The following is a 26,730-nucleotide window of genomic DNA, read 5'->3' as shown; positions in this document are numbered from 1 at the left end:
ACAAGCTTCACTAGCCGAATATGTATAAGCAAATTAAAATAGCTGCAAAAAAACCGACTAAATCCGAAAACAAACCGACTTTCAACGCATATCGGGACTTGCGAATGCCAACGGCTCCGAAATAAACCGTAAGTACATACAACGTCGTATCCGTGCTTCCTTGAATGGTAGATGCGATTCTGCCAATCATCGAATCCGGCCCGAAGGTTTGGATCAGATCGGTCGTGAACGCAAGCGATCCCGCTCCGGTTAATGGACGCAGAATGCCAAGAGGCAGTACCTCGCTTGGAATGCCCAGCCAGTCGAATAAAGGTCTGACGGCCGAAAGCATAAGCTCCAGTGCGCCAGAAGAACGAAACATGCTGATAGCAACCATCATCCCGACAAGATGAGGAATAATGTTAATGGCCGTTCCGAAGCCGTCCTTTGCGCCTTCTACAAAAGTCTCGTACACGGGTACCTTTCGTCTAAGCGCTGCATAAAGCGGAATAAAAACGATAATGGCTGGAATCATCCATGCAGACAGACTGGAGAACAGGTTATACAATAGGTTCACCTCCAGCTGCATGAGGACTTGCTTTCATATTTGTTTTCAATGAAGGCGGTACTGCCGGAGGTGGGGACTTTCTTCTGTACCAGCGGTCTGCGAGTATAGCGGCGGACGTAGCCACGAAAGTTGCAGCAAGCGTCGTACCGATAATTTCTGCTGGATTTGCCGAACCGTAATTCATTCTAATCGCAATAAGCGTAGTCGGAATAATGGTTATACTTGATGTATTTAGTGCAAGCAGGGTACACATGGCAGGTGTTGCCGTAGTAGGATCGGGGTTCAGTTTCTGCAGCTCTTGCATGGCCTTAATCCCCATTGGGGTTGCTGCATTGCCTAGACCGAACAGATTCGCGCTCAAATTACTCATAATGTAGCCGATAGCCGGATGGTTGCGAGGAACATCTGGAAACAGCTTTCTAACAATAGGACCAAGCAAACGGGCCAATGTTTGCAGCAAGCCTGCATCCTCAGCAATTCGCATCATGCCAAGCCAGAACACCATAATACTAATTAGTCCAAAGCTTACAGTGACGCCTGATTTGGCTCCCTCAAAGGCTGCCTGCGTCACCGCATCCATCTTCCCAGTAATTGCAGCAACAACGACACTCGCGACAATAAAAAACAACCATATCCAGTTTACCATGCTGGCCGCCTCCCCAAGCTATGCCTATGCATAACGCTATCAACCGGCGTCTCCCCCGCCATGCTAAGCGCCATGCTCGAATAATGCATCCAGTACTTTCAATACAGAATTTATCATCGGATCAAGACGATCCGCTTTCGATGCTCTACGGAAATCAGCTAGCGTTTGTGCTGCTTTTGACGATTTAGTCGATTGTTCAAGCTTAGGGCTAGCCGCATCATAGATAGGTATAAAACCGATGAGATGTTTGCCTATATACCATTCAAGCACGCCTCGTTCTCCAAAGGTGGATCGAATGGAATCAGCAGGATGGAGCACTAGTCTTGATTGAATTTCATCCGCTTCTTGCTCAGCAACGGGGTAGATGAAGGATTGTCCGACGGTGTAGGGATAGCCTGCAATCGGCTGTCCTTTCGATGCAATTTCTTGAAGCGGATAATGCTTGAAGCCCCAATCGAGCATCTTTCGGTGGTCTGACCAATCATCCCCATCATTAATAGTTACAGCTGCTATCTGCTGGCCATTCCGCGTTGCCGAGCTGACAAGACATCGAAGCGACTTTTTGGTATAGCCAGTTTTGACCCCGTCAGCCCCTTCGTACATGTTCAGCATCTTATTCTTATTGATATAGCTGTATTCCCATTTCTCATGCGGATTAGGCACCTTCTTAACTCGCGTGCTTACAATCTCCGCAAACACATCATTTTTCAAGGCATAAGCAGTAAGCTTGGCCAAATCATTAGCAGACGAATAGTGCCCTTCTTCATCTAAGCCGTGTGGATTTTTGAACTGCGTATGCGTTAGTCCGAGGAAAATAGCTTTTTCATTCATGAGATGTACGAACCCTTCCTCAGAACCGCCAACATGCTCTGCGATAGCAGTCGCCGCGTCATTGCCCGAACGAAGCATAAGTCCGTAAAGCATATGAAGCAGACTCATTTCCTCGCCAAGCTGAAGATAAATGGAGGAGCCTTCTTTGCCCACAGCACGTTTACTTGTTTTCACCATATCGGTCAGCTTGCCATTATCGATCGCTACGATAGCGGTCATGATTTTGGTTAAGCTTGCTATGCGCATCGATGTATCGCCATTACTGCTGTATAACAGGCGACCACTTTCTACATCTATCAATGCCGATCCTTTGGCATTTGTGTAGAGCGTGCTTGGACTCGCGTGAGCTGCCTCATGTAAGCTTGTCAAGGCGAGTAGAGCAGTCATACACCCAAGTGCAACGATTTTCCGCATTATTCTAAAATACATAGCGTTCCTTGCCCCTCTCGCGCGAAAGTAAATAAAGCCTATGTCCTTTTCAATATATGCTTGTACATCTCGCTCTAGACGAAAAATACCTAACAAAAAATGAAAAACTGCCCTCTCGGGCAGTTATGTCATAAGAGGTGATCATTCGCGTCTACATGTCCGCTTATTACCGTAGGAGACGGATCAACATATGCAGCCGTGCTTGACGGCTGTTTCATCATAGATTGCAGCTTGTCAAAAACATGCGGAGCCGAATCAATGACTCGTTCAAGCAGATGCGTCTGATTATCAAGCGGTACAATTTTCACACCATGTGTACCTACCACGAGAAAAGCAATTGGCGTAATCGATACGCCGCCACCGCTACCGCCGCCGAATGGCATCGCTACTGAAGCATGCTGCGCATCGGATTGATTTTTATGATCGGCATCATCTAAGCGAATGTCACTTCCGCCTGCTACAAATCCGAAGCCCACCTTGGATATCGGCATGATGATGCTTCCGTCTGGCGTTTGAACAGGGTCTCCAACAATCGTATTGACGTCAACCATCTCTTTAATATTTTCCATTGCTGTTTGCATTAAGCCTTGAATAGGATGTTCTGCCATGCTTTGACGCCTCCTTTCATTTTCCTCATCCGAACGAAGAGCTGAAGTCCGGCAAGAATAGCATAACCGAAGCGGATTTGAGCTATGCATGACCATTCGGTTGTGAAAGCAGATCGTTGATAAATAGGCTGAACATTCATTTTCGGCTCTGTTTTCAGCTTCACCATCTGCGATAAAACGCCTATAATTGAAGTCTTGACCGACCAGACAAGCCCTGTAGACATCGCTGTCCACATCGCATCGCCTGTACCGACTGAGGTATTCCAATTCCACTCGAGTAGACGTACCTTCGTCAACGTTTTTCTAACCCAGCCCGTCAAATTACGCGTCATTTGCAGCAGATGCTTAAACTTTTCGATGGAAGATACAACTTTCTCCGGGTCGATATCCTCATTGAATTCTTTCCACGTATTGATCCCTGCACTCGTCTTAGAAACCTCTTCCTTTAGTTGGACTGAAGTACCTGTAAATTGAATAATCGGTACTTTCAAGGTATAACGGATTATTCCAAAAAGTGCTTTAATGTTCACTTCTGCATCATCGTTATGCCCAATTCGCCGCAAATGTCCTTTAATGACTACTTGAGAGCTCAGAATCAATATTGAAATGAGCAAAAAAAAGAGACTGGCCGCCGTCATCCAACCGTAAGGGTAACTGAGCATCATGATGCTTCCTCCGTTTCCCTAATATGGGTTGAATATAGTATGACCCGGCGGCCAAATCTCATTCTTTAATTTCTTCAATTGTCATTTGCTTCCCGTCCAACCGCTCGAATAGCAGCTGCGTTTGTTCCTCCAGTGCATCATCAAGATCGACATTTCCTGGCTCTGGAAGCTCCTTAATCGAGGGCAATCCGAAATAATCTAAAAATGATTTCGTCGTACCATATAATATCGGACGTCCAATCTGCTCGGCACGGCCTACTTCTTCAATTAAATCTTTCGAGACGAGTGATTGTATCGCTCGATCACTCTTAACCCCGCGAATTTCCTCAATCGATATTCTAGTAATAGGCTGACGGTAAGCGACGATAGAGAGCGTCTCAAGAGCAGCTTGTGAGAGCTGTGAACGGGTTGGCGTATAAGCCATTCGCTCAAAATATGGCGCGTGCTCCAAATGTGTCGTCAGCCGAAAGGAAGCCGCAACTTCCGCTATCTGGATACCGCGTCCCTCGCGTTCTAGATCCCTCTGTAAATCATAGACGAGATCTGCTGCAAGCTCTGCGTCAAACTCCATAATGTCGCCCAATTGCCGCTTCGTCAAACCTTCGTCCCCTGCCATAAACAGCAGTCCCTCAATAATCGTCTTCAACTTCTGATAATCCACTTTGTGACGACTCTCCTCTCCAATGAATAACGATGTCGTCAAAGAGCTGGTGCTGAAAACAACGGATATGCTTCATTTTCATAAGCTCCAATATCGCGAGAAACGTAACCACGATCTCGTGACGATCCATATTCTCACGAATGAGCTTAGAAAAACGAACCGTTTCGAACTGCTTCAACACATCAACGATATCTCGTATACGATCCTTCACAGAAATCTCGTCACGTTGAATCGTCGAGACGACGTTGCGTCTTGCAGCTCTGCGCAGCGCCTTCTGAAAGGCTGAGATCAAGTCAGATAAGTAAACCCCCTCAACCGGATTCACTTTCTCCTCCTTCATGAAAGGCGACATATCCTCCGGCTCACGTGAATAGACGAGACTGCGCTCCACTTCCTTCTCGCGCAGCTGCTCAGCTATTTGTTTGAACTTTCGGTATTCTACGAGTTTCTGAATGAGCTCGTCTCGCGGATCCAGCCCATCATCGGGCCAGTCCTCATAATCATCTTCAAATATGGGAGGCTTCGGGAGAAGCTGCTTGCTCTTTATCGCCAAGAGGGTAGCCGCCATCACTAGAAACTCACTCGTTACCTCCAGCTCCAGCTCTTTCATCGCATGCAAGTAATCCATATATTGAATCGTAATTTCACTGATAGACACTTCATGGATATCGATCTCAGCTTTGTCGATCAAATGTAGCAATAGATCAAGCGGCCCCTCGAATGAATCCAGCTTATAAAGCACTGACACTTACATTTCCTCCCGCCTAGCCTTAACTTCGCTGCTTAGCCTTGCAATTGCTTAGTCAAATTCGCCATTTCGATTGCACTGGCAGCTGCCTCGTAGCCTTTGTTGCCCGCCTTCGTACCAGCACGCTCAATGGCTTGCTCGATCGAATCAACCGTAAGCACGCCAAAGATTGTTGGAACGCCTGTTTTCAAAGCGATAGCCGCAACTCCCTTTGCTGCCTCGTTGCAGACGAAGTCGAAGTGTGGAGTTGAACCACGAATGACTGCGCCCAAAGTAATAACCGCATCATACTTTCCGCTTTCTGCCATTTTCTGAGCAATTAACGGAATCTCGAACGCGCCTGGAACCCATGCTACCTCAACGTCTGAATCTTGTGCACCGTGGCGTTTGAAAGCATCAAGAGCGCCTCCAAGCAGCTTGCTAGAAATAAATTCATTGAAACGTCCTACTACTACTCCATATTTTAAACCTTCTGATACTAAATGTCCCTCATAAATTCGTGTCATTTTGTCAACTTCCTCTCGTTATTTTAGATGATGTAGTCAATATCTTCAAAACTGAGCAAATGTCCCAGCTTCGTTTTCTTTGTACGCAGGTAGCTTTTATTGTCTTCATTCGTTTCCATCTGGATCGCAACTCGCTCCACAACCTCAAGGCCATAGCCCTCAAGACCTTTGATTTTACGCGGGTTATTGGTCATCAGACGCATCTGACGGACCCCTAAGTCCTTCAGAATTTGCGCGCCTATACCATAATCTCGCAAATCAGCTGGAAAGCCAAGCTTTAAATTGGCATCTACCGTATCAAGGCCCTGCTCTTGCAGCTCATAAGCCTTTAATTTGTTGATGAGGCCAATGCCTCTTCCTTCTTGGCGCATGTAAAGCAACACGCCGCTGCCCGCCTCTTCGATTTGTTTCAGCGCGGCTTCAAGCTGCGGTCCGCAATCACAACGATGGGAATGGAATACATCACCAGTCAAGCATTCGGAATGAACCCGAACGAGAAGTGGCGTCTCCGCATTGATCTCGCCTTTGACAAGCGCAATATGCTCTTTGTTGTCCACGAAATTGGTGTACGCAATTGCGCGGAATGTACCGAAATCAGTCGGCAGCTTCACATCAACTGCACGCTCAACTAGCTTTTCCTTGGCATTCCGGTACTGGATAAGCTCTTGAATCGTAATCAGCTTCAAATTATGCTTTTCTTTGAAAACAAGCAAATCCGGCAGCCTAGCCATCGTACCGTCCTCATTAATGATTTCACAAATCGCACCAGCAGGTTCTGATCCGCACATAATGGCAAGATCGATCGCCGCTTCCGTATGGCCAGCTCGTCTAAGAACACCGCCAGACTTCGCAATAAGCGGGAATATATGACCCGGTCTGCGGAAGTCCGACGCCTTCGTGGAAGGATCGATTAATGCTTTGACCGTCTGCGAACGTTCATAGGCCGAGATGCCGGTTGTTGTACCTATGTAGTCGACTGATACGGTGAACGCAGTGCCGTGATAGTCGGTATTATGCGTAACCATCGGCGGCAAATCAAGCTGTTCCGCACGCTCCTGTGTAATCGGAACACATACGAGACCTCTTGCCTCCGTAATCATGAAATTAATCACTTCAGGCGTCGTGCGATCCGCAAGTGCGATAAGATCGCCTTCGTTCTCCCGATCCTCGTCATCCACGACAATAATCGGCTTGCCCAATTTCAGATCTTCTAGCGCATCTTCGATTTTATCAAATGGATTATTTTCTATATGCTCCATATGGGATTCCCTCCTTTGTGACAACCTAGCTTGCTTTAAATGGAATTTCTCCCGTTAGCTTATTTTCAATTTACAAAAAACCATTTTCCATAAGAAAAGATGTGCTCAATTTCGATTCGGCCTTCACCTTGTCGGGCTTATTGAAATGCAGCAGATGATCCACATATTTTCCTATAACATCGCATTCTATATTGATAGTGTCTCCAGCATGCTTATGCTGCAGCGCTGTCTCGCCAAGCGTATGCGGAATGATCGATACGGTAAAAGACTGAGCTGTGGTATCCACCACTGTAAGACTGATACCATCAATCGTAATAGAGCCTTTAGGAATGACATAGCGAAGCGTGTCGGCATCGTCCACTTGAATCTTGAATACAACGGCGTTAGCGTCAGACTTGCGATTCACGATTTTGCCGGTGCTGTCGACATGACCTTGAACAATATGTCCGCCGAATCTGCCTCCTGCCTGCATCGCGCGCTCCAGATTAACGCGTTCACCTGCCCGCAGCTCATGAAGATTCGACTTCCGATACGTCTCAGGCATAACATCAGCCGAGAAGGATGAGCTGTCAAAGGCAGTCACCGTTAAACACACACCATTAACGGATATGCTGTCACCGATCATAACACCATCCAAGACTCGAGCTGCACTCATAACGAGGCGCATCGCTTCGCCCTGCTTTGCAATTCCTTTCATTTTCCCCACTTCTTCCACTAATCCGGTAAACATGGGCTTCCTCCCTAAAGGTTTGCTAAGGCAAACCTACTTCGTAAGCATCTGCTAAGGTTTGCGAATGCAAACTTATTTCGCTTTGGCGGCTAATACACAGGATAACCGGAGACACAAATGTCTTCTCCTGCCATCTCAACTGTGACCCGCTCCAGTTGAACTGCATCTGCCATTTTCTCATAGCCGGCGAAAGTGAACGTGCCTGGCGCATTCAGTCCTCCGATGATTTTGGCAGCATAATAAAGGATGATTTTATCAATAAGACCTGCTTCTAGCATCGCTCCGTTCAACTGACCGCCGCCCTCAAGCAGAATCGATCCAATCTCAAGCTCGCCTAGTTTCATCATTCCCTCAGTAAGATCTACCTTACTGCCAGAACCGCAGACCACTACCTCGATGCCTGCTGATTCTAATGCCTGCTTGCGCTCCTCGCTTGCTTGACCAGAGGTAAGCACGATCGTTCGCGCATTGCGGTCTACTACTACGCGGGCGCTCAGGGGCAATCGTAGAGCAGAATCGACGATAATGCGAATCGGATCGAGTGCGGGTACGGAAGCCCTTGTATTTAGCAAAGGATCATCAGCCAGCACAGTGCCAATGCCAACCATGATGGCTTCATGCTGATGGCGCAGGGTATGAACTTGCTCACGTGCAATCGCCCCAGTCACCCAGCGGCTATCGCCTGTGCTCGATGCAATCTTGCCATCAAGGGTGCTTGCTGTTTTGAGTGTTACGAACGGCAAGCGCGAAGTAATATACTTATTAAATTTTTCGTTTAATTGCTGTGATCGCTGCTCTAGCACGCCGACTGAAACTTCAATGCCTTCCTCGCGAAGTCTTGCAATTCCTCTGCCTGAAACTTCAGGGTTCGGATCCCCGCTTGCAACGACTACTCTCGCTGCTTTAGCAGCAATAATACGCTCGCAGCATGGAGGCGTCTTGCCGAAATGGCTGCACGGCTCAAGTGTGACATATACGGTAGAGCCTTCTGCTTCAGCACCCGCCATTTGAAGCGCGTGTACCTCAGCATGGCCGGTTCCACGCTTGAGATGCGTCCCAATTCCGATAATGCGTCCATCCTTCACAACTACGCAGCCAACGACTGGGTTTATGCCGGTTTGACCTGAAGCTTTGGAAGCCATCTCGAGCGCTAATCCCATATAATAATCATCATTTAATAGGTTAAGCAACAAAAACACCCCTATCGGCAAACCATCCGAAAGGGGTGATGAAAGAAAAATAAGAGAACTACGACAAAACCGATAGGCGTTGTCGGCTTTAAGATCCGACTCATCCTATTCGCTCAGACTGCGAATACGGTTCGTAAATTACGCTAAAGAAACACACCCTCACTTTATGTGAAATAAAATACACACAAATAAGAGGATCGTTATAGCTGTCGAAGCATCTCCTTCTCCCATCCAGACTGTACTGTCGGTCCCGGAGTTTCACCAGGTCCACCGTTCTAAATCACTTCTACTCGGAATAATCCGAGATACAAGTTCATAAGACCGGGTCACGGACTGACGAGAGGCACAGCGTTTCGGTTATCCGATCACACTGTACCATCCCGATCACCGCCGGTTAGGAATCTCACCTACCCCGAAGGATGCTGCACTTACATATTTATAGTTGATATCTTATCATTAAATGCTTTCAACTTCAACCTTTTCCATTTTGTCTCCGCCTTTGAACGCGTCAACGAACTCCATACCTTTAGAAACTTTACCGAAAACCGTATGTCCGCCATCCAAATGCGGCTGCGGTGCATAACCGATATAGAACTGGCTGCCGCCTGTGTTACGGCCTGCGTGAGCCATAGCAAGCGAACCGCGCTCGTGCTTGTTCGGGTTAATTTCGCAATCGATTTGGTAGCCAGGACCGCCTGTACCTGTCCCATTCGGACAGCCGCCTTGAGCAACGAAGCCCGGAATAACACGGTGGAATGTAAGGCCGTTGTAGAAACCGTCATTAGCAAGCTTCTCGAAGTTTGCTACTGTGTTCGGCGCGTCTTGATCGAATAGATCGATAAGAACCTCTCCGCCGTTTGCTAGTGTGATTTTTGCTTGTTTTGCCATTGCTGCATCTACCTTTCTTTTATCCAGATAAGACTACGTTACCAATTTCGCCCTTATTTCGCAAGCGATGATTTTTGAAGTCTTGCCGGAATGACGTCATTACATACGATATTTTCAAGCGATTCACGTTTAACAGCAAGGTCAGCCTGGCCGTCTTTGACGAACACGACAGCAGGACGACGAATACGGTTGTAGTTGCTCGCCATTGCATAATTATAAGCACCTGTACAGAAAACAGCAAGCAAGTCGCCATTTTCGGCTTTAGGCAATTCCAAATCCCAGATCAGCATATCTCCGCTTTCGCAGCATTTGCCCGCAATGGATACCGTTTCTTGAGCAGCATCGTTTGCACGATTCGCAAGCACGGCTTCATATTTGGATTGGTAAAGTGCTGGGCGAGGGTTGTCCGTCATACCACCGTCAACTGCGATATATTTGCGTACGCCCGGAATATTTTTGCTTGTTCCTACTGTGTATAATGTTGTGCCTGCATCGCCAACCATGCTGCGGCCTGGCTCAACCCAAATTTCTGGAAGTGGGAACTCTGCGTTTGTGAAATTAGTAATAATCGCACCTGTAATCGCAGCAACGTATTCGCTGATCGGAAGCGGAGTATCGCCCTCTACATAACGAATCCCGAAGCCGCCGCCAAGGTTAATTACTTTGAATGTTAGATCAAGCTCATTGCGGATAGCTACTGCGAAATCAGCCACCTTGTCCACAGCCATACGGAAACCTTCAACCTCAAAGATTTGAGACCCGATATGGGAATGAACGCCTAGAATAACCAAGTTTGGCAGAGCAAGCGCTTCTTGAATGGCTTGTTTAGCAGCGCCATTACCGAGGTCGAAGCCGAACTTGGAGTCCTGTTGACCCGTGGAAATGTAATCATGCGTATGGGCTTCTACTCCTGGTGTAATGCGAAGCAGGATGTTGACTTTCTTGCCTTTATCTCCAGCAAGTGCGTTCAACAGCTGCAGCTCCATGAAGTTGTCAACGACGAAACAGCCAATTCCTGCGTCAAGCGCCATGTTGATTTCCTCAGGCGTTTTGTTGTTTCCGTGGAAATGAATACGTTCAGCCGGGAAGCCCGCTTGCATTGCCGTATAAAGCTCGCCGTCAGATACAACATCAAGCGATAGCCCTTCTTGCTCTGCAATCGCACACATTGCCATTACGCTGAATGCTTTGCTCGCGTATGCGACTTGGAAGCGAAGACCTGAAGCTTTGAATGCTTCAACATACTCGCTCGCACGTTGACGTACCAGTGCCTCGTCCACAATATAAAGTGGCGTACCGAACTGTGCAGCCAAATCAGCTACATCACAGCCGCCAATTTCCAAATGTCCTTTAGTGTTAATTTTACTTGTTCCATGCAGGTACATAATTTCCCCTCAGCTTTCTTCTATCTGCTGGCAGATAGAACGGATAGAATTTGCATCAATAGCACAAGTATAACGCAATCTACCCACCATGCGAAATGGATAAATCCACATTTCATTTGCATTTTGTGAATTCAGTCCGTCTTCGGCATTTTATCGCGTTGCTGTGGTCTCAAGTTATTGGGACGCGTGCGATTGTACAATACAGGCTGACGTACGATGATACTCCAGAGTGCTCTCAGATCAAACGGAATAAACGGCCACATATACGGACGATTGAAGGAACGCTCCATCGTCAGCATAATCAGGATCGCAGTCGTCGCAATGACGAAGCCTGGCACACTGAATGCGGATACCGATATGATGAGCGCCAGCCTAACGATGCGGTTAGCAAGTCCAAGCTCATAGCTCGGTGTTGCAAACATACCAATAGCAGCCACCGCCATGTACAGAATAACCTCATTTACGAATATTCCCGTTTGCACGGCAATATCGCCGATGAGAATAGCTGCGACTAATGACATCGCGGTCGCAAGCGACGTTGGTGTATGTACGGATGCCATCCTCAGCAAATCGACGCCGATCTCTGCGAGCAGAAATTGTACAACCAGCGGAAGCTTCGCTGTTTTATTCGGGCCCAAAAACTCAAGCGCAGGCGGCTTTAATTCTGGATGCATCACGAATAGGAGCCATAGCGGCAGCAAGAACAAGGAGGCAAATATGCCTAAAAACCGGACCCAGCGCAAATAAGTACCGATAAATGGCGTTTGCCGATTCTCTTCCGCATGCTGCATTAGGTCAGCATAGGTTGTCGGCAGGGTCATCACACTTGGCGAGGTGTCCACAAATACAGCAACATATCCCTCCAGCAGGTGAGCGGCAACGGTATCAGGCCGCTCCGAATATCGTACGAGTGGGAATGGATTCCACCCGCGCTTCACTGTTGACTCTTCAAGCTGCTTGTCCGCAAGCGGCAGCCCGTCGATTTTCACCATTGCTATTTTATCCTTGATGGATTTCAGCAATTCTTTATCCACGATATCATCAATATAAGCGATACATACATCCGTTTGCGTACGCTCGCCTACCCGAACAATTTCATAACGAAGCTGGGGATCACGCAGCCGTCTTCTCACTAGAGATACGTTGACCATCAACGTTTCTACGAAGCCGTCTCTGCTGCCGCGCACAACCTTCTCAAGCGAAGGCTCTTCTGGTCCACGGGAAGGAAACGCCTTCGCGTCAATCATGACCACACTTGTTTCACCATCAATAAACAAAGCAGTTCCGCCGGAGAGTACACCAGTCAGCATGCTGTTCCAATTATCTTCTTTCGTAACCTGAGCAGCCGGAACATAGAGATCTAGAAACGAGTGAAACGCATGCGCAGACAAATCTTCCGGCTGCAGAAACGTAAGGCGCATGAGCACCTCAGTCAGAAGCGTATCCTTAACTAAGCCGTTCATACATAGCATCGCAGTACGCCGTTCACCGAATGTCATTTCCCTGACAACGACGTCGAAGCTTGTCTTGTAGCCGATTTCATGCTCAAGGCGCGACAAAACCTCGTCCAAATCTGATGGTATCGGGACAATATCCTCCTTGCCTTTCGAATCGGCAACCGAGCCCTCCTGCTTGCCGCGCTTGATTGTCTGGACGTAGCTTACTGGGCTTGAATCTGAAGCTCCGCGTGACTCTTCTCGCTGCTGATCTTCGTGCATTCCATTCATAGGCAGATCTGAATGTACGTCTTTCCCCTGTCCTTCCATCTGTTCGTTATCGCTCATACGCTTTCACCTCGTTCATCAAATTCACCATTGGAATACTAGCCAATCAAACAATGAGCCTAACGTTTTTCCAAGCACCATCGCCATGACCAGCGTTACCATATAAGCTGATAAATTCATTCTTTTAGCCAGAATAGGCAGCACATTCATGACCTCAGTCAAAGCTGCAGCCAGCATTCCTACAAACATTCCGTCAATGAGACCAGCCCCGCTTAGAGAAAAGCCACTTGGCACAGCTAGCTTCCAATCCATAAAATCAGCAAACGTCCAGTACAAGGATCCGCATATAACAGCTGATTCAAACCAAGCCGACATGCGATAGGCATGCGCAACCTGCGCGAGCCTCGGAATCAAATCCAGTACAATCAATAACGCAACCAAGCCGCTGCCCACTGCAAGTCCGCCTGCCAAGCCCAGTAGTGCAACAAAGATATTCGCACCGATGCTAATCATGGGAGCTGCCGTTTCTCTGGTCGTAGTCGGATTTCTTTCGCATCTCATCCGCAATGACATAAGCGTTTACGTTTTCCTGGTACATGTACAGCTCAACCTCTAGCGGGTTGGGCTCTTCATTAAATCTTTTTCGAAATAGATGATTGAAAAACAACACCATCCCAAGTCCTATGCCAAGCGAGTATGGAATTTGGAACCAGAGAGGATGCTCCGTTCGTTTCCCAGTTATCAGCTCGACGATGCGAATATGAACCTCCTTCATACTGACGTCAGTATGGAAGTTCATAATAGCAAGACCTGCTCCGAAGAATAGCAGCAGCCAAGCAAATAGAAGCACAGCTATTCGGGGCTTTACCAGCTTCTCCGCAACCATCACCAGCACCTGCGGATCTCCGTAAGCCTCTACGGTAAGACCGGGCTCGCGCTCGCGAATCGCTTTCACGATTTGGAGCAGGTCGATCACAACCCGATTTCCATCTTCCTTTTTGTGCTGGTACAGAACAAGCCTCTTCAAGCTGTCTTCAAGTGCATCATCCTTAGCGAGCAGCCTTGCCGCCTGACCCAATGTAACCTGCTGATTCGGTTTCGTGTAAATTCGTTTTTTCAGACGCAGATAGAGGACCGAATGGTTCGATGTTGCCATCTGTCATCTTCCCTTCTGCTTAAACTTTGGTGGATTTCCCTTTTAGTATGAGATAAGGACGATTCGGATACTCATGCAAAATGAGGTAAAAAATAGAAAAACCAAACCGCCTATAAGGCGATTTGGTCTCGGATCGATTGTAATATTTTTTTCTCCAGCCGCGAAACCTGAACTTGGGAAATTCCCAGCCTGCTTGCAACCTCGGACTGCGTTTTGTCACGGTAATAGCGCAAGTATACAATCAGCCGCTCACGTTCGCTCAAACCCTCTATAGCCTCAACCAGCGCCAATTTATCAAACCATCGGTCTTGAGATTCATCAGCGATTTGATCCATCAGGGTGATCGGATCTCCATCATTCTCGAATACCGTTTCGTGAATGGAGGTTGGCGGTTTATTCGCTTCTTGGGCAAAAACAACTTCCTCCGGCGTAATACCCAGCCGCTCAGCAACCTCGCTGATTGTCGGCAAACGGCCTAGCGTTTTCGAGAGCTCATCCTTCATTTTCCGCACCTTGTTAGCGGTTTCCTTCAACGATCTGCTGACTTTCAACGTGCCGTCATCCCGCAGAAAACGTTGAATTTCTCCAATAATCATGGGCACCGCATAAGTGGAAAACTTCACATCATAGGACAAGTCGAATTTATCTACCGACTTCAGCAAGCCGATGCAGCCAATCTGGAACAAATCCTCGGGCTCATAACCACGATTAATGAACCGCTGCACAACTGACCATACGAGCCGGATATTGCATTGTACAAGTGTATCCCTTGCAAGCGTATCCCCGCTTTGACTTAACGCAATAAGCCGCTTTACTTCCGCGTCATCCAGGTATGGCTGGGCCGTCTGTTTTAGATTGACATCCATGAGGTTCAACCCCTATACGCTAATTGTAGAGCGCTTTTTTCGATTCAATTCGTTTCAGCATCGCTACTCGCGTTCCGCCGTCAATTTGACTCGTGACTTCAAAACGGTCCATGAAATTTTCCATAATGGTGAAACCCATGCCAGAGCGCTCCAGCTCCGGCTTCGATGTATACAAAGGCTGGCGGGCGAGCTCCACGTCCTCGATGCCTCGGCCGTTGTCCGAAATCGTAATCGAAACAGAATCCCCTTCGATTCTAGCTTCAATTCGAACCTCGCAGGTTGGATCATTCTCGTAGCCATGAATAATCGCATTCGTAACCGCCTCGGAAACCGCTGTCTTCAAGTCGTTCAGTTCCTCTAGCGTCGGATCGAGCTGAGACACGAACGCAGCGACAGTAATACGCGCGAATGCTTCATTCTCCGACCGGGCGCTGAAGGAAAGCGTCATTTCATTGGATCCGTTCATGACACCACCTCCAAACTAGAAATTGCATTTCGCTCATTATCGTGAATCGTCAAAATTTTGAACAAACCCGACAACTCGAATAACCGATGAACGTTCGGATTCACATCGCATACGACCATTTTCCCGCCTTTGCTCTTCACCTGCTTGTACCTTCCTAGAATTACGCCAAGACCGGAACTGTCCATGAACTGCAGCTCCTTCAAGCTAAGAATGACATGCTCGCTGCTTCCACGGAGAATGGCTTCCTCCATCTTATAGCGCACGCCATCGGCCGTATGGTGATCCAGTTCGCCGCGAAGCCTTACGATCAGCACATTGCGGTATTGCTCTAATTCAGCTTGCAGACTCATTATGCTGTTCAACTCCTCTAGGTTTTTTCCAACATAAGAAAGAAGCAGCCGTGAATAGCTGACCTTCCTTACATTCCACCGCACAACAGCGATTGATCTGAGGGAATCAGAATCCGCCGTGCTGCACATGCCGAGATAGAACTAGCAATTCTCCAATTTGGCACGCTTTTCCTGCATGCCGACAAAACTAGAAGCATACCGCTAAGAGATGACAAAAAACGAGTGAAATAACGACTTCTTTTATTTAGGCAAACAAACCAGTGAAGGATCGTTTAAGCAATTTCCACCATCCTGCACGTTCCACCGACAACGGTGCATCTACATCAAATTGTTTGAGTACCTGATCACCTTGATACACGACGAGCTTGCCAATTGGCTGACCAATTTGTATCGGTGCTTTAAGAGGTCCGTCGATCTTCAGTTCGTAACGAATATCCTTCGTTTGACTGCCTTTTTTCAGAAGTACGCTGTATGTATGCTTCGCTACGAGTGGAAGCTCCGGTGCTGTACCCTTCTCAATATGCAGCGTCCCCATCGATTCGCCTTCTTGGATAAGTGAGTGATTCATATACTGAGCGAACGTATAATCGAACATCTGCGATACTTCCGCATTGCGGGTTTTCGTATCCGGCTCGCCCATAACGACAGCGATTACGCGCATATTATCGCGCTTGGCTGTTGCCGACAGGCAGTATTTCGCTTCACTAGTGAAACCTGTTTTCAAACCATCAGCTCCGCTGTAGAAACGAACAAGCTTATTCGTATTTACCAGCCAGAAAGGCTTCTCGGACGATTTGCGCAAATAGTCCTGATAGAGCCCCGTATATTTGGTCACTTCGGAGTGCTTCAGCAGCTCTCGCGACATCACTGCAATGTCATGTGCCGATGAGTAATGATTGGCGACTGGCAGACCGTTCGGATTCGAAAACTGGGTATCATTCATGCCAAGCTGCTGAGCCCGCTCATTCATCATCGTAACAAATTGCTGCTCTGTGCCAGCAAGCTTCTCAGCCATCGCCACAGATGCATCATTGCCCGAAGCAAGCGCTATTCCTTTGATCATGTCGTCAACCGTCATTTCTTCGCCTGGCTCAAGGAAGATTTGTGAACCCCCCATTGAAGCGGCATATTCGCTGGTTTGGACCTTGTCCGTCAGCTTTATCTTGCCATCATCAAGTGCCTCCATAATGAGCAGCATAGTCATAACCTTCGTGATGCTTGCCGGCGGAAGCTTGGCATGGCTGTTCTTCTCGTAAATGACCGTGCCGCTGTCTGCATCCATCAATATGGCAGACCGCGCGGAAGGTGCCAAATTCGCGTTAGGCGTTTGGCTGCTAGGCGCTGGCCCCGGTGCAGGCGTAGGCTCTACGGCAGCAAATACGGCGGCCGGCATAGCAAGGGCGAATACAAGAATAAGTAGACATAGCTTCATAGAACGTTTTTTCAACTGGATCTCCTCCTGAAAAGTTTTATGCCATGCGCATAGCTTCGCAGCATATGACAATTGCGACACACGTCGCTTAGCTTTCTCTCTTCAGTGTTGACTTCTCAGCTGGAAATTATTCCAAATCGATAGAATGATTTGAACGACTTAGGTGAAGCTGAATTACCGCTGCCATAAAGAGCGGGCTTCCGATCGCTGTTGTTCCCAGATTTCCTGTATTCATCCTCCTCAGGGGGTGAAATCTGGGAACAAAGGCGAACGCACTCCTACGTTCAAAAAAAATCCGTCCCCCTAATTGGAGGACGGATTCATGATCCATTCTATTCGTTATACCGTTGCACACCCTGCGCTGTTATTACGGATAACAATAGCGCTCGTGGCTCAGGCTTCGATTCTGTAATCGTATAGGCTTCTCTTACTTTGACAGCCACTTCCTTAGCTGACTCATTCGCTTCCCTGACATGGAGCACAGCAAGCGTATCTCCGGCATTTATGGAATCGCCAACTTTCTTACGCAACACAACACCGACTGCGTAATCAATTTCCGCCTCTTTGGTTGCTCTACCTGCTCCTAGAAGCATAGCAGCAAGCCCCAACTGTTCAGCCTCAATCGCTTGCACGAAGCCAGTTTGATCAGCTGTCACTTCAATTAGAATAAGTGCTTGCGGCAGTCTGGAAGGATCATCAGCTATCGCCATGTCACCGCCTTGTGCAGCAATGAATGCTTTGAACTTCTCCAGTGCAGCCCCGTTCTTGATTTGCTCCCGCAGCAGCTCCTTCGCTGATTCTACATCGTCTGACTTCCCGCCAAGCACGACCATATGAGCGCCGAGTGTCAGGCAAAGCTCCGTAAGATCCTCAGGACCATTGCCTTTGAGCGTTTCAATGGATTCGTGAACCTCGAGCGCATTGCCGATCGCAAAACCGAGCGGTTGATCCATATCGCTGATAACGGCTGCCGTGTTCCGGCCTACTTCTGTTCCAATCGCAACCATTGCACTCGCCAGCTTCTCAGAATCCTCAAGCGTCTTCATAAACGCTCCGCTTCCCGTTTTAACGTCTAGTACAATGGCATCTGCCCCGGCTGCAATCTTCTTGCTCATAACAGAGCTTGCAATGAGTGGAATCGACTCCACTGTAGCTGTGACATCCCTCAGAGCGTAAAGCTTCTTGTCTGCTGGAGCAAGATTACCGCTCTGACCGATTACGGACAGTCCAATATCATTGACCTGAGAAATGAATTTCTCACGAGACAGCTCCGTACGGAAGCCCTCAATCGATTCGAGCTTATCTATCGTTCCGCCGGTATGGCCTAAGCCTCTACCCGACATTTTCGCAACTGGAATGCCCACCGATGCAACCAATGGCCCGAGAATTAAGGTTGTTTTGTCTCCTACTCCGCCTGTACTATGCTTGTCGACTTTAATGCCGCTTATCGGGCCTAGATCGACTTGATCGCCTGAATTAGCCATCGCTAGCGTTAATGCTGCCGTTTCCTTCGCTGTCATTCCACGGAAAAATACAGCCATCGCCCACGCCGATAGCTGATAGTCAGGAATATCACCGCGGGTATATCCATCAATCAGAAAAGTTAACTCCGAAGCGGTCAGCTCGCCACCGTCTCTTTTCTTATGTATTATATCTACCGACCGCATATCTCCCTCTCCATTCCAAATCCCATATTAATAAGCTTATAAAGCACGCCGTTCCCTCTTCTGCACCTGGACGATGATCTCATCAAGTGACTGGCTAAGCATAAGCACGTCCAAATGCTGAAGGCTTTCATTCAACAGAGCCGCTTCGATCATCTTTTTGCGCAACTGCTCCATCTGTGTGAGTAATTGCTTGTCCATATTCATAGTCCACTCCATCTTTCTTTGATCATGGACATTATACGACGAATCACAAAAAAAACACTGTCATAATGAGTCGACGGGAATGTTACAATTGTGTTACAAAATACCTTACATGACAGCAATCAATGCGTTAACCAGACCCAAAAATTGGGACTTGACTCGTTCAGTGGTTTCCATTACTTCTGCATGAGACAAGGGCTGATCCAAAATACCTGCTGCCATATTGCTAATACACGAAATTCCGACGACTTCTATTCCCGAATGCCGCGCGGCAATAACTTCTGCAACAGTCGACATTCCGACAGCATCGGCGCCAAGAACTCTCAGCATTCGAATCTCTGCCGGTGTCTCGTAAGTTGGACCTAGCAGACCTGCATATACGCCTTCCCGAAGCGTGAAGCCTTGCTTAACTGCAATATCGCGGGCAATCGTTCTTAGGCGCTTGCTGTATGCTTCCGACATATCCGGAAACCTGACTCCGAGCTCATTGTCATTTGGACCGATAAGCGGATTTTTGCCTGTGAAATTAATATGATCTGAGATGAGCATCAAGTTGCCTGCTTCATAATCAGTATTAATTCCGCCTGCTGCATTAGTGACAAGCAGCGATTTGACGCCTAGCGCCTTCATGACGCGAACAGGGAATGCGGTTAGCTCCGGCCCATATCCCTCATACATATGGAATCGGCCACGCATGAGAATAACGGTTTTTCCTGAGAGTGTTCCGATTAAGAGCTCGCCAGCATGCCCTTCAACAGTCGAGATTGGAAAGTGCGGAATATCATGATATTGAATCGTAACGGCATTCTCCAAATGATCGCCCAGCACGCCTAGTCCTGAACCCATTATGAGTCCGATTTCTGGACGCTGCTCTGTTTTGCTTTCAATATAGGATGCCGCTTCCTTGATATGCGCGGCCGTAAGTCCTGCTGCTGTAATAGTTGTCATATTTAATTCCTCCTAAAATAATAGCATTTGTCTGTTTTCCCGAATGTACGTTTCGTTAACCCGTCTATTTCACTTGCAATGCCGCTAGGAAGCTTGTACCATTCGGCGGTGCTTTTACGCCGAAATTGTCAGCAATCGTTGCACCTAAATCCGAGAAGGTTGAACGTACGGGAAGCTCTCTCGGTTCCTTAAACGCTGGGCTGTACAATAGGATCGGAACGTATTCACGCGTGTGATCTGTTCCAGGATGAACAGGATCATTCCCGTGGTCAGCTGTGACGATCAGCAGGTCACGCTCGCTGAGCTGTGCCATCAATTCAGGAACCGATCGATCGAACTCCTCCAAAGCGCCTGCATAGCCAACCGGATCGCGTCGATGTCCATACAGCGAGTCGAAGTCGACAAGGTTAGTAAAGAGCATGCCTTTAAATGGCTGCTGCAGCTGCTCGATTGTTTTGGCTATGCCGTCAGCATTGCTCTTAGTTGGCGAGGAGGCGGTAATACCTTCTCCATCAAAAATATCGTTGATTTTGCCAATGGCAATTGAATCATAGCCCGCGTCCTTCAGCGCATTAAGCACCGTTGGCTGAGGAGGCTTAACCGCATAATCATGACGGTTCGGTGTCCGTTTGAACGCTCCTGGCTCCCCCAGATAAGGCCTTGCAATGACCCGGCCTACCGTAAACCGTTCATCCATCGTCAGTTCTCTTGCAATCTCGCAGGCACGATAGAGCTCTTCGAGCGGAATGACGTCCTCATGCGCAGCAATTTGAAACACGCTGTCCGCTGACGTATAGACGATCCAAGCCCCTGTTTCCATTTGCTCAGCACCAAGCTCATCCAATATCTCGGTTCCGCTGGCAGGCTTATTGCCAATAACCTTGCGGCCTGTGCGTTCCTCGAATGGACCAAGCAGCTCGGGAGGAAAGCCCTCCGGGAACGTCTGAAAAGGTACCGTAAGCTCCAGTCCCATTAGCTCCCAATGTCCCGTCATCGTGTCTTTACCTACAGAAATCTCCGCCATCTTGCCAAAGTAGGCTGCTGCAGGCGCTTCAGTTGCGGGCTTCCATGTATGAATCGGTGCAATACGATCAAGTCCCCATTGTCTTAAATGAGGAAGCTCCAATGTCGGCACATGTTCCGCAATATGTCCAAGCGTATGCGATCCGAGGTCGCCGAATGCTTCAGCATCCGGAAGTTCCCCTATTCCTACGCTATCCAAAACAACAACCGCAATACGATCAAATTTCATAAGTATGATTTCCTCCTCTGTGATGAATCTTTGTCTTGGGATGCTCTATGCACGCGGATGTGACTGATTATACGTTTCTTTCATCCGCAGCTTCGAAACTTGTGCATATTTCAGCGTCGTTGAGATATCGGCATGCCCTAGCAGCTCCTGAACGGCTCTTACATCAGCCCCATTGTCCAGCAAATGTGCTGCAACAGAGTGCCTGAGGGTATGCGGCGTTATATCCTGAACGATTCCCGCTTCCTTCGCGTGCTTCTTAATCGTCTTCCAAAAACCCTGTCTTGTCAAACGCGTCCCCAAATGGTTCAAAAATAAAGCCGATTCCGACTCCCTATTCGTCAACAGCTCATTCCTGCCCGCTTGCATATAGGCTGACAGCGCTTCGCCAGCTAGGCGCCCGAAGGGAACAATCCGTTCCTTCTGTCCCCTACCGATACATTGAATATAAGCGAATTGCAAATGAATATGCTCAACATTCAACGCCACCAACTCAGATACTCGAATACCTGTCGCATAAATGAGCTCCAGCATCGCTTTATCACGTTTACCTGCTGCACTTTCGCTATTTGGAGTCTCAAGCAGTGTGCCCGTCAGATCGACACTCAAGATGCTAGGTGCCTTCTTCTCTTGCTTAGGCGCCTCTAAGTAAATGGAGGGATTCGCAACTAGGTAGCCTTGAACGACCAAGAAATGAAAAAAGGCGCGCACCGAAACGATATGTCTCGACAGCGTAGCCGCTTTTCTTCCTTGCTCCTTCAAATGAAGCATATACGTTGAGATATGATGCCTCTGCACATCACTAATGTCGAGCAGACCCTGCTCCTGCAAAAAATGAATGAATTGATTCAAATCACGTTCATAGGAAGCCAGCGTATTGCCTGCTAACCTACGTTCTGAACACAGTTCTTGAATGTATCGAATTAAATGAGCTTTCATTGGACTTCCTTTCAAATCAGACACATGGCTGAACATGCTTTTCTACAAAAACATTCAACATTCGACTCTATTAATCCTGCTTGTTACCAAATCTAATCCATTTAGCGTGGACGATGATTTATTCGCCATACCAATAAAACCACCGCAGGCGATCAGCCACATCTTTACTATCAGGAGAGCCTGGATCGGTGACAAAAACTTTTAATGACGCGCCCTTAGGCTCACGATAGGGATGTACCGGAGAGATCGCATCAGCGAGCCAGCGATAGCTTCCGGTTACCAAACATAGCAGCAAAGTAAATATAATAATAAAAAAGATGCGGCTCGTCCATCTTCGAATCGAAAAAACCATACAAACCAGCCTCCTTTATGTGCAATACGTTTGCTCGTCCGTATCACCATATGAGGAGGCTGTCATAAATATGTCATTAATCGCTCAATCGATCGTACGGTACGCTGTCCAGCCATTTCTCAAGCGGAACATAAGGCAACCCAGCAGCAGAAGCAACTGGCTCATACGTCACATTACCCGCATGCGTGTTCACACCCTTCTGCAAAGGTATGCTGCGCCGGACCGCTTCCATGCCATCGTTTGCCAATTCAAGCGCATAGGTTATCGTAACGTTCGTTAGTGCGAACGTAGAGGTCCGAGGTACAGCGCCTGGAATATTGGCAACGGCATAATGCACAACGCCGTGCTTAATATAGATCGGGTCCTTATGGGTCGTTGGCCGATCAACCGTTGCGATAGAGCCGCCCTGGTCCACCGCAACGTCAACGATAACGGCTCCTTTTTTCATCCCCTGCACCATTTGCTCTGTGACCAGATGCGGAGCGCGCGCTCCTGGAATAAGTACCGCGCCAATTAACAAATCTGCCTTGGCCACCGCATCGGCAATTTGATACGGACTTGACATCAACGTACGTACACGCCCTCCGAATATATCATCCAAATATCGCATTCGATCAGCGCTTCTCTCCAGAATAACGACATTCGCACCCATACCAAGTGCAATTTTGGCAGCATTCGTACCCACAATCCCTCCGCCTATAATGACTACCTCAGCTGGTGGGACACCGGGTACGCCACCTAATAGCACGCCTCTTCCTCCATTGAACGCTTCTAAAAACTGAGCGCCTACTTGCACAGACATCCTGCCTGCGACCTCACTCATCGGCGTCAAGAGGGGAAGACTGCCATTCCCTAGCTGTATCGTCTCATAGGCAATACCTGTTACGCCTTTATTCACCAGCGCTCTTGTCAATTCCGGCGCCGCAGCTAGATGCAAGTATGTGAATAGCAGCAGTCCTTCTCGAAAATAACCAAATTCCTCAGCCAGCGGCTCCTTCACCTTCATAATCATTTCTGCCCGCGACCAAACCTCTGCTGCCTCTGAGACAATCTCAGCTCCCTCGCGAACATAGTCCGTGTCCTCAAACCCGCTCCCGCTTCCCGCTCCCGTCTGAACAATCACCTTATGCCCTGCTGCAGCCAGCATCGTTACACCTGCCGGCGTTAATGCTACCCGGTATTCGCTCTGCTTTATTTCCTTCGGAACCCCCACAATCATACCTAACTCCTCCTCGCTCACGCTCATCAAGCTGCTTAAATCTGTGCTTTCTATGTTGTATGACAATGAGCCTCTGAATGATCGTCCATTTCTTTATGGGTATCGGCATTATGTTTGCAGCACCGCTGCGTTGCTTCTATGTTTTGTTATATTTCAAAAAATATGTGTGCTCTTGGCAAGCACCCATACCTAAGTCGTCTTCCTTCCATAAACTAAAAAAATGTGATTTCTCAATTTAGGAGGGTAACGTCATTGTCTAAATCGAAGAACATATTTAAAAGCTGTGCACCCTGTCATGCTTCGAGCAATACCTTCCGCAAACTAATTACGGTTCGATCTACGAAATCCTATAAACGCTGCCTTAAGCATCTTAGAGAAATGGGCATTAACCCATTCAAGACGGTTCCTCATAGCCGAATTATTGGATGCCACTTCAACAAAGCTGCTTCGGTACAATCCTTGTTAAACAATCCGTTAATTAAGCTGGTCGAGAAAGATATGAAAATTCGGGCACACGGAATACCAAAGCAGAAAAGAGCATTCCGTTCTCCATCACTTCCTTTATTGACACCAGCAACAACGCCAGCCTTAGTTACATGGAATATTCGCCGTATTCAAGCTCCTGAAGCATGGAAAATGACAAGGGGCAAGTCGATAAATGTAGCTGTGCTTGATACTGGAATTGCGAATCATCCAGATTTACGTATATCAGGCGGCGTCAATACGATCGATGGCGGTTCTTTCGCCGACGATAACGGCCATGGCACGCATGTAGCAGGGATAATCGCCGCAATTGGCAAGAACGGGAATGTAATCGGTACAGCACCGGAGGTGAATTTGTATGCGGTTAAAGCATTAAACGGGGATGGAGAAGGATATGTATCCGATATCATTGAGGGCATATACTGGTGTATTGACAATCATATGAATGTCATTAATATGAGCTTTGGCGTTCTGGGATCGGATAGCAGCGCGACACTCCATCAAGCGATAAAAAAGGCGGTTAAACGAGGAATTGTCATCGTCGCATCAGCAGGAAACAGTGGGAATTCAGCTGGCCAAATCGATGAGCCTGCCTCCTTCACTGAGACAATTGCCGTTGCCGCATCAACAAAAGCGAACAAGATCGCCTCTTTCAGCAGCAGAGGCAAAGGGATTAGCATAACCGCACCTGGCGAGAACATCTTATCGACTTGGCTGAATGGCTCATACAAGAAGCTCTCCGGCACAAGTATGGCCTCGCCTCATGTAGCTGGTGGCGCTGCCTTGCTTCTAGCATGCAGATCAGGAACCCGTCCTCAACTCGTCAAGAAGAAATTAAAGTGCCGTTCGATTAAGCTACGCGGCTTCAGCACGCTGGCACAAGGCTCTGGTCTTATGCAGCTTGAACATCTGTTCGAGTCCAACCAAGCGTAAACGGCTGAAGTCGTCCTTTGGAGGCAAAGCTAACGTTTCACGTAGAAATATAGAGAAAGTTGGCATAATCATTTACTTTCCTATATTTTAAACGCCAAAACGGCTTTGCCGTCCAGTTATGCTGGGCAGCCAAGCCGTTTAAGTTGATTTTTCATTTGGGTTTGTTGCACTATCATTCTTCGCTTTGCAGCGATGACACACGCCTTGGAAATCAAGCCGATGGTCGATGACAAAAAAACCGTATTCCAATTCCAGCCGTTCTTCTAATGGCAACAGCCAATCTTCCTTAATCTCATCCATTGTTCCACATTGCACGCATATTAGGTGATGGTGATGATGCTTGTTGCTGTCGGTACGCAAATCGTAACGCGCTACCCCATCGCCGAAATTCAATTTTTCGACAACATGCATTTCGCTTAGCAATTCCAACGTCCGATAAACCGTTGCAAGCCCGATTTCCGGTGCTTTATCCTTAACTAGCATAAATACATCTTCAGCGCTCAGATGGTCGTCTTCGTTCTCTAGCAAAACACGCACCGTTGCTTCGCGCTGCGGGGTTAACTTGTAGCCCTGCGACTGCAACTGTTGTTTAATCTTATCAATCCGGGCTTCCATGATTTCCCCCCTACCACATGTCTGCGCCTATTTCAGGAAACGTTACCTCTCATTATAGGTGCTAACATGCAATAAAGTCAAACATTTTGGTGTCAGATTGTGGCGTTATCAGGCGAGAGAAGCGGTGATACCCAACTGATTAACTCAGGAGAAATATAGGCCTCGAATAGTGAAGCCCCTGCGAACAAGAACAGCATCAGTATGGCTGTCGAAGTGAAAGACCCGAGCTCGGGAGCCAGCTCTCCTTTCTGCTTTAGCAATCTATTTTTGATCACAAATAGAGAAAATGATAGAGCTGCGGCACTGGTGATGATCATAGCGGGAACTGCAATTAGATTCTGTGGAGCGACTGAAACGAGTGAGAGCAGTACACCTTTCCAAGCAAATTGATTAATTAACGTCCCTACTGAGAATCCAACTAATGCTCCTTTGAGAAAATTAAGAGCAAGCACACCTGGAATGCCGACCACCGTAATACCTAGAAGCCACAGCAACAGCAGCCATTTGCCATGGAAAAAAAACCGTTCCCAGAATGAGTCGGCAGCATTAATCCCAATTCCGCCATTCATCAGCTTAATGTACTGGTCAACATCCGAGGCGAGCTCTTGCTGCTGCTCAAGCGTCAGTGCATTAACCATCAATGCTCCGAATATGACGCCTACGACAAACAATACAGATACAAATACATATAAGGAAAGTTGATTTTTTAACAAGGTCACCGATCCCTTCACGTTTGCAGAAGCCGCTCCTGTATGGTTAACCTCCCACAAACCGCTGTATATATTACCACATATTTATCTTGTTCGGCTTAAACGACGGGGTTGTCTTACTCATTGTAGTCTATGAAGTGTTAATGCGAGGTATGACGGGTATATAGATAGACAAGCAAAAACGCCTGCGGCGTCCTTTAGACGCTGAAGGCGCTTTTACGGTGAAATATAAGCTAACAAACTTATAAATTCTTATATTTCAAGGTGAAACGGCTGTCGCCGTCCTCTGGCGGTGCAGAGCTTTTCATTCCGAGAAATATAGAGATA

30 protein-coding genes and 1 riboswitch are annotated in these 26,730 nt (G+C 47.8%); of the genes, 1 reads left to right on the top strand and 29 read right to left on the bottom strand.

The features are described 5' to 3' along the window. Positions 1 to 10: 10 nt before the first annotated feature. From FGT79_RS14250 to ald, 27 genes are all read right to left on the bottom strand, one after another. Positions 11 to 514 carry a spore maturation protein gene (locus tag FGT79_RS14250; RefSeq protein ID WP_425465017.1) on the bottom strand — a complete coding sequence of 168 codons (504 nt, stop codon included), beginning with the start codon at positions 512 to 514 and terminating at the stop codon, positions 11 to 13. A 25-nt stretch (positions 515 to 539) separates the two neighbouring features. Continuing rightward, positions 540 to 1,193 (bottom strand): nucleoside recognition domain-containing protein, encoded by a 654-nt coding sequence (locus tag FGT79_RS14245; protein ID WP_138753457.1) that lies wholly within the window; start codon positions 1,191 to 1,193, stop codon positions 540 to 542. Positions 1,194 to 1,256: 63 nt separating this feature from the next. Further along, positions 1,257 to 2,453, bottom strand: coding sequence for a D-alanyl-D-alanine carboxypeptidase family protein (locus tag FGT79_RS14240; protein WP_138753456.1), 1,197 nt, complete (start codon positions 2,451 to 2,453; stop codon positions 1,257 to 1,259). Between the two features lie 128 nt (positions 2,454 to 2,581). Further along, positions 2,582 to 3,061 carry a GerW family sporulation protein gene (ytfJ, locus tag FGT79_RS14235; protein WP_138753455.1) on the bottom strand — a complete coding sequence of 160 codons (480 nt, stop codon included), beginning with the start codon at positions 3,059 to 3,061 and terminating at the stop codon, positions 2,582 to 2,584. Further along, complete coding sequence (locus tag FGT79_RS14230; protein ID WP_138753454.1) at positions 3,034 to 3,726, bottom strand: DUF2953 domain-containing protein; 693 nt, start codon at positions 3,724 to 3,726, stop codon at positions 3,034 to 3,036. Before FGT79_RS14230 ends, ytfJ begins: the two co-directional genes overlap by 28 nt. 58 nt (positions 3,727 to 3,784) lie before the next feature. Further along, entirely contained in the window at positions 3,785 to 4,387 is a 603-nt protein-coding gene (gene scpB, locus FGT79_RS14225; RefSeq protein ID WP_138753453.1) for an SMC-Scp complex subunit ScpB, read from the bottom strand. Then, positions 4,356 to 5,135 (bottom strand): segregation and condensation protein A, encoded by a 780-nt coding sequence (locus FGT79_RS14220; RefSeq protein WP_138753452.1) that lies wholly within the window; start codon positions 5,133 to 5,135, stop codon positions 4,356 to 4,358. The genes scpB and FGT79_RS14220 overlap by 32 nt, the downstream gene beginning before the upstream one ends. A 35-nt stretch (positions 5,136 to 5,170) precedes the next feature. Then, a complete protein-coding gene (gene ribH / locus FGT79_RS14215; RefSeq protein WP_138753451.1) occupies positions 5,171 to 5,641 on the bottom strand; it encodes a 6,7-dimethyl-8-ribityllumazine synthase in 471 nt (156 codons plus the stop codon). Positions 5,642 to 5,664: 23 nt separating this feature from the next. Continuing rightward, positions 5,665 to 6,900, bottom strand: coding sequence for a bifunctional 3,4-dihydroxy-2-butanone-4-phosphate synthase/GTP cyclohydrolase II (locus tag FGT79_RS14210; RefSeq protein WP_138753450.1), 1,236 nt, complete (start codon positions 6,898 to 6,900; stop codon positions 5,665 to 5,667). A 70-nt stretch (positions 6,901 to 6,970) separates the two neighbouring features. Continuing rightward, entirely contained in the window at positions 6,971 to 7,630 is a 660-nt protein-coding gene (gene ribE, locus FGT79_RS14205) for a riboflavin synthase (protein ID WP_138753449.1), read from the bottom strand. An 89-nt stretch (positions 7,631 to 7,719) separates the two neighbouring features. Continuing rightward, a complete protein-coding gene (gene ribD / locus FGT79_RS14200; protein WP_281285947.1) occupies positions 7,720 to 8,820 on the bottom strand; it encodes a bifunctional diaminohydroxyphosphoribosylaminopyrimidine deaminase/5-amino-6-(5-phosphoribosylamino)uracil reductase RibD in 1,101 nt (366 codons plus the stop codon). 215 nt (positions 8,821 to 9,035) lie between these two features. Next, a riboswitch (FMN riboswitch) is annotated at positions 9,036 to 9,244 on the bottom strand. A gap of 32 nt (positions 9,245 to 9,276) precedes the next feature. Then, positions 9,277 to 9,708: a peptidylprolyl isomerase gene (locus FGT79_RS14195; RefSeq protein WP_138753448.1), complete on the bottom strand. Its 432-nt coding sequence runs from the start codon at positions 9,706 to 9,708 to the stop codon at positions 9,277 to 9,279. A gap of 53 nt (positions 9,709 to 9,761) precedes the next feature. After that, positions 9,762 to 11,093, bottom strand: coding sequence for a diaminopimelate decarboxylase (gene lysA / locus FGT79_RS14190; protein WP_138753447.1), 1,332 nt, complete (start codon positions 11,091 to 11,093; stop codon positions 9,762 to 9,764). Between the two features lie 131 nt (positions 11,094 to 11,224). Beyond that, positions 11,225 to 12,877, bottom strand: a complete 1,653-nt coding sequence (locus FGT79_RS14185) for a spore germination protein (protein WP_246096430.1) — start codon at positions 12,875 to 12,877, stop codon at positions 11,225 to 11,227. 24 nt (positions 12,878 to 12,901) lie between these two features. Continuing rightward, positions 12,902 to 13,330 (bottom strand): stage V sporulation protein AB, encoded by a 429-nt coding sequence (locus tag FGT79_RS14180; RefSeq protein ID WP_138753446.1) that lies wholly within the window; start codon positions 13,328 to 13,330, stop codon positions 12,902 to 12,904. Further along, positions 13,323 to 13,973: a stage V sporulation protein AA gene (locus FGT79_RS14175; RefSeq protein WP_138753445.1), complete on the bottom strand. Its 651-nt coding sequence runs from the start codon at positions 13,971 to 13,973 to the stop codon at positions 13,323 to 13,325. Before FGT79_RS14175 ends, FGT79_RS14180 begins: the two co-directional genes overlap by 8 nt. Before the next feature lie 110 nt (positions 13,974 to 14,083). Beyond that, on the bottom strand, positions 14,084 to 14,839 hold the full coding sequence (sigF, locus tag FGT79_RS14170) for an RNA polymerase sporulation sigma factor SigF (protein WP_138753444.1): 756 nt from the start codon (positions 14,837 to 14,839) through the stop codon (positions 14,084 to 14,086). 19 nt (positions 14,840 to 14,858) lie between these two features. Then, positions 14,859 to 15,305, bottom strand: a complete 447-nt coding sequence (spoIIAB, locus tag FGT79_RS14165) for an anti-sigma F factor (protein ID WP_138753443.1) — start codon at positions 15,303 to 15,305, stop codon at positions 14,859 to 14,861. Then, positions 15,302 to 15,655: an anti-sigma F factor antagonist gene (gene spoIIAA, locus FGT79_RS14160; protein WP_138753442.1), complete on the bottom strand. Its 354-nt coding sequence runs from the start codon at positions 15,653 to 15,655 to the stop codon at positions 15,302 to 15,304. Before spoIIAA ends, spoIIAB begins: the two co-directional genes overlap by 4 nt. Positions 15,656 to 15,899: 244 nt before the next feature. After that, complete coding sequence (locus FGT79_RS14155) at positions 15,900 to 17,102, bottom strand: D-alanyl-D-alanine carboxypeptidase family protein (RefSeq protein ID WP_425465016.1); 1,203 nt, start codon at positions 17,100 to 17,102, stop codon at positions 15,900 to 15,902. 317 nt (positions 17,103 to 17,419) lie between these two features. Then, positions 17,420 to 18,754, bottom strand: coding sequence for a pyrimidine-nucleoside phosphorylase (locus FGT79_RS14150; RefSeq protein WP_138753441.1), 1,335 nt, complete (start codon positions 18,752 to 18,754; stop codon positions 17,420 to 17,422). A gap of 36 nt (positions 18,755 to 18,790) precedes the next feature. Continuing rightward, positions 18,791 to 18,952, bottom strand: a complete 162-nt coding sequence (locus FGT79_RS14145; protein WP_138753440.1) for an aspartyl-phosphate phosphatase Spo0E family protein — start codon at positions 18,950 to 18,952, stop codon at positions 18,791 to 18,793. 111 nt (positions 18,953 to 19,063) lie between these two features. Continuing rightward, the gene (locus FGT79_RS14140) at positions 19,064 to 19,903 is read right to left on the bottom strand and encodes a purine-nucleoside phosphorylase (RefSeq protein ID WP_138753439.1); all 840 of its coding nucleotides are present in this window, start codon (positions 19,901 to 19,903) and stop codon (positions 19,064 to 19,066) included. A 64-nt stretch (positions 19,904 to 19,967) separates the two neighbouring features. Beyond that, the gene (gene deoB, locus FGT79_RS14135) at positions 19,968 to 21,155 is read right to left on the bottom strand and encodes a phosphopentomutase (RefSeq protein WP_138753438.1); all 1,188 of its coding nucleotides are present in this window, start codon (positions 21,153 to 21,155) and stop codon (positions 19,968 to 19,970) included. A gap of 45 nt (positions 21,156 to 21,200) precedes the next feature. After that, on the bottom strand, positions 21,201 to 22,091 hold the full coding sequence (gene xerD, locus FGT79_RS14130) for a site-specific tyrosine recombinase XerD (RefSeq protein WP_138753437.1): 891 nt from the start codon (positions 22,089 to 22,091) through the stop codon (positions 21,201 to 21,203). Positions 22,092 to 22,209: 118 nt separating this feature from the next. Next, positions 22,210 to 22,443, bottom strand: coding sequence for a YqzK family protein (locus FGT79_RS14125; RefSeq protein ID WP_138753436.1), 234 nt, complete (start codon positions 22,441 to 22,443; stop codon positions 22,210 to 22,212). A 76-nt stretch (positions 22,444 to 22,519) separates the two neighbouring features. Next, the gene (gene ald, locus FGT79_RS14120) at positions 22,520 to 23,662 is read right to left on the bottom strand and encodes an alanine dehydrogenase (RefSeq protein ID WP_138753435.1); all 1,143 of its coding nucleotides are present in this window, start codon (positions 23,660 to 23,662) and stop codon (positions 22,520 to 22,522) included. A 252-nt stretch (positions 23,663 to 23,914) separates the two neighbouring features. On the opposite strand from ald, the gene FGT79_RS14115 reads away from it, so the two are divergent. Then, on the top strand, positions 23,915 to 25,078 hold the full coding sequence (locus FGT79_RS14115; protein ID WP_138753434.1) for a S8 family peptidase: 1,164 nt from the start codon (positions 23,915 to 23,917) through the stop codon (positions 25,076 to 25,078). 138 nt (positions 25,079 to 25,216) lie between these two features. Here the strand turns inward: FGT79_RS14115 and fur are convergent, their stop codons facing one another. Continuing rightward, positions 25,217 to 25,693, bottom strand: coding sequence for a ferric iron uptake transcriptional regulator (gene fur, locus FGT79_RS14110; RefSeq protein ID WP_138753433.1), 477 nt, complete (start codon positions 25,691 to 25,693; stop codon positions 25,217 to 25,219). 92 nt (positions 25,694 to 25,785) lie between these two features. Next, entirely contained in the window at positions 25,786 to 26,406 is a 621-nt protein-coding gene (spoIIM, locus tag FGT79_RS14105) for a stage II sporulation protein M (RefSeq protein WP_246096429.1), read from the bottom strand. Positions 26,407 to 26,730: the final 324 nt, after the last annotated feature.

This window comes from Paenibacillus sinopodophylli (assembly GCF_005930355.1).
Lineage (GTDB): Bacteria > Bacillota > Bacilli > Paenibacillales > Paenibacillaceae > Pristimantibacillus > Pristimantibacillus sinopodophylli.
This window is presented reverse-complemented; position numbering and strand designations above follow the sequence as displayed.

Coding starts and splice junctions, on each gene's coding strand:
- ribH (WP_138753451.1), bottom strand. CDS start 5,641: ATGACACGAATTTATGAGGGACATTTAGTATCAGAAGGTTTAAAATAT.
- sigF (WP_138753444.1), bottom strand. CDS start 14,839: ATGGATGTCAATCTAAAACAGACGGCCCAGCCATACCTGGATGACGCG.
- FGT79_RS14210 (WP_138753450.1), bottom strand. CDS start 6,900: ATGGAGCATATAGAAAATAATCCATTTGATAAAATCGAAGATGCGCTA.
- FGT79_RS14125 (WP_138753436.1), bottom strand. CDS start 22,443: ATGGTTTTTTCGATTCGAAGATGGACGAGCCGCATCTTTTTTATTATT.
- FGT79_RS14140 (WP_138753439.1), bottom strand. CDS start 19,903: ATGACAACTATTACAGCAGCAGGACTTACGGCCGCGCATATCAAGGAA.
- FGT79_RS14145 (WP_138753440.1), bottom strand. CDS start 18,952: ATGGACAAGCAATTACTCACACAGATGGAGCAGTTGCGCAAAAAGATG.
- FGT79_RS14240 (WP_138753456.1), bottom strand. CDS start 2,453: ATGTATTTTAGAATAATGCGGAAAATCGTTGCACTTGGGTGTATGACT.
- FGT79_RS14245 (WP_138753457.1), bottom strand. CDS start 1,193: ATGGTAAACTGGATATGGTTGTTTTTTATTGTCGCGAGTGTCGTTGTT.
- ribE (WP_138753449.1), bottom strand. CDS start 7,630: ATGTTTACCGGATTAGTGGAAGAAGTGGGGAAAATGAAAGGAATTGCA.
- spoIIAB (WP_138753443.1), bottom strand. CDS start 15,305: ATGAACGGATCCAATGAAATGACGCTTTCCTTCAGCGCCCGGTCGGAG.
- FGT79_RS14185 (WP_246096430.1), bottom strand. CDS start 12,877: ATGAGCGATAACGAACAGATGGAAGGACAGGGGAAAGACGTACATTCA.
- ald (WP_138753435.1), bottom strand. CDS start 23,662: ATGATTGTGGGGGTTCCGAAGGAAATAAAGCAGAGCGAATACCGGGTA.
- xerD (WP_138753437.1), bottom strand. CDS start 22,091: ATGAAAGCTCATTTAATTCGATACATTCAAGAACTGTGTTCAGAACGT.
- FGT79_RS14230 (WP_138753454.1), bottom strand. CDS start 3,726: ATGATGCTCAGTTACCCTTACGGTTGGATGACGGCGGCCAGTCTCTTT.
- FGT79_RS14250 (WP_425465017.1), bottom strand. CDS start 514: ATGATTCCAGCCATTATCGTTTTTATTCCGCTTTATGCAGCGCTTAGA.
- fur (WP_138753433.1), bottom strand. CDS start 25,693: ATGGAAGCCCGGATTGATAAGATTAAACAACAGTTGCAGTCGCAGGGC.
- FGT79_RS14180 (WP_138753446.1), bottom strand. CDS start 13,330: ATGATTAGCATCGGTGCGAATATCTTTGTTGCACTACTGGGCTTGGCA.
- spoIIAA (WP_138753442.1), bottom strand. CDS start 15,655: ATGAGTCTGCAAGCTGAATTAGAGCAATACCGCAATGTGCTGATCGTA.
- ytfJ (WP_138753455.1), bottom strand. CDS start 3,061: ATGGCAGAACATCCTATTCAAGGCTTAATGCAAACAGCAATGGAAAAT.
- FGT79_RS14175 (WP_138753445.1), bottom strand. CDS start 13,973: ATGGCAACATCGAACCATTCGGTCCTCTATCTGCGTCTGAAAAAACGA.
- FGT79_RS14195 (WP_138753448.1), bottom strand. CDS start 9,708: ATGGCAAAACAAGCAAAAATCACACTAGCAAACGGCGGAGAGGTTCTT.
- lysA (WP_138753447.1), bottom strand. CDS start 11,093: ATGTACCTGCATGGAACAAGTAAAATTAACACTAAAGGACATTTGGAA.
- FGT79_RS14150 (WP_138753441.1), bottom strand. CDS start 18,754: ATGCGGTCGGTAGATATAATACATAAGAAAAGAGACGGTGGCGAGCTG.
- deoB (WP_138753438.1), bottom strand. CDS start 21,155: ATGAAATTTGATCGTATTGCGGTTGTTGTTTTGGATAGCGTAGGAATA.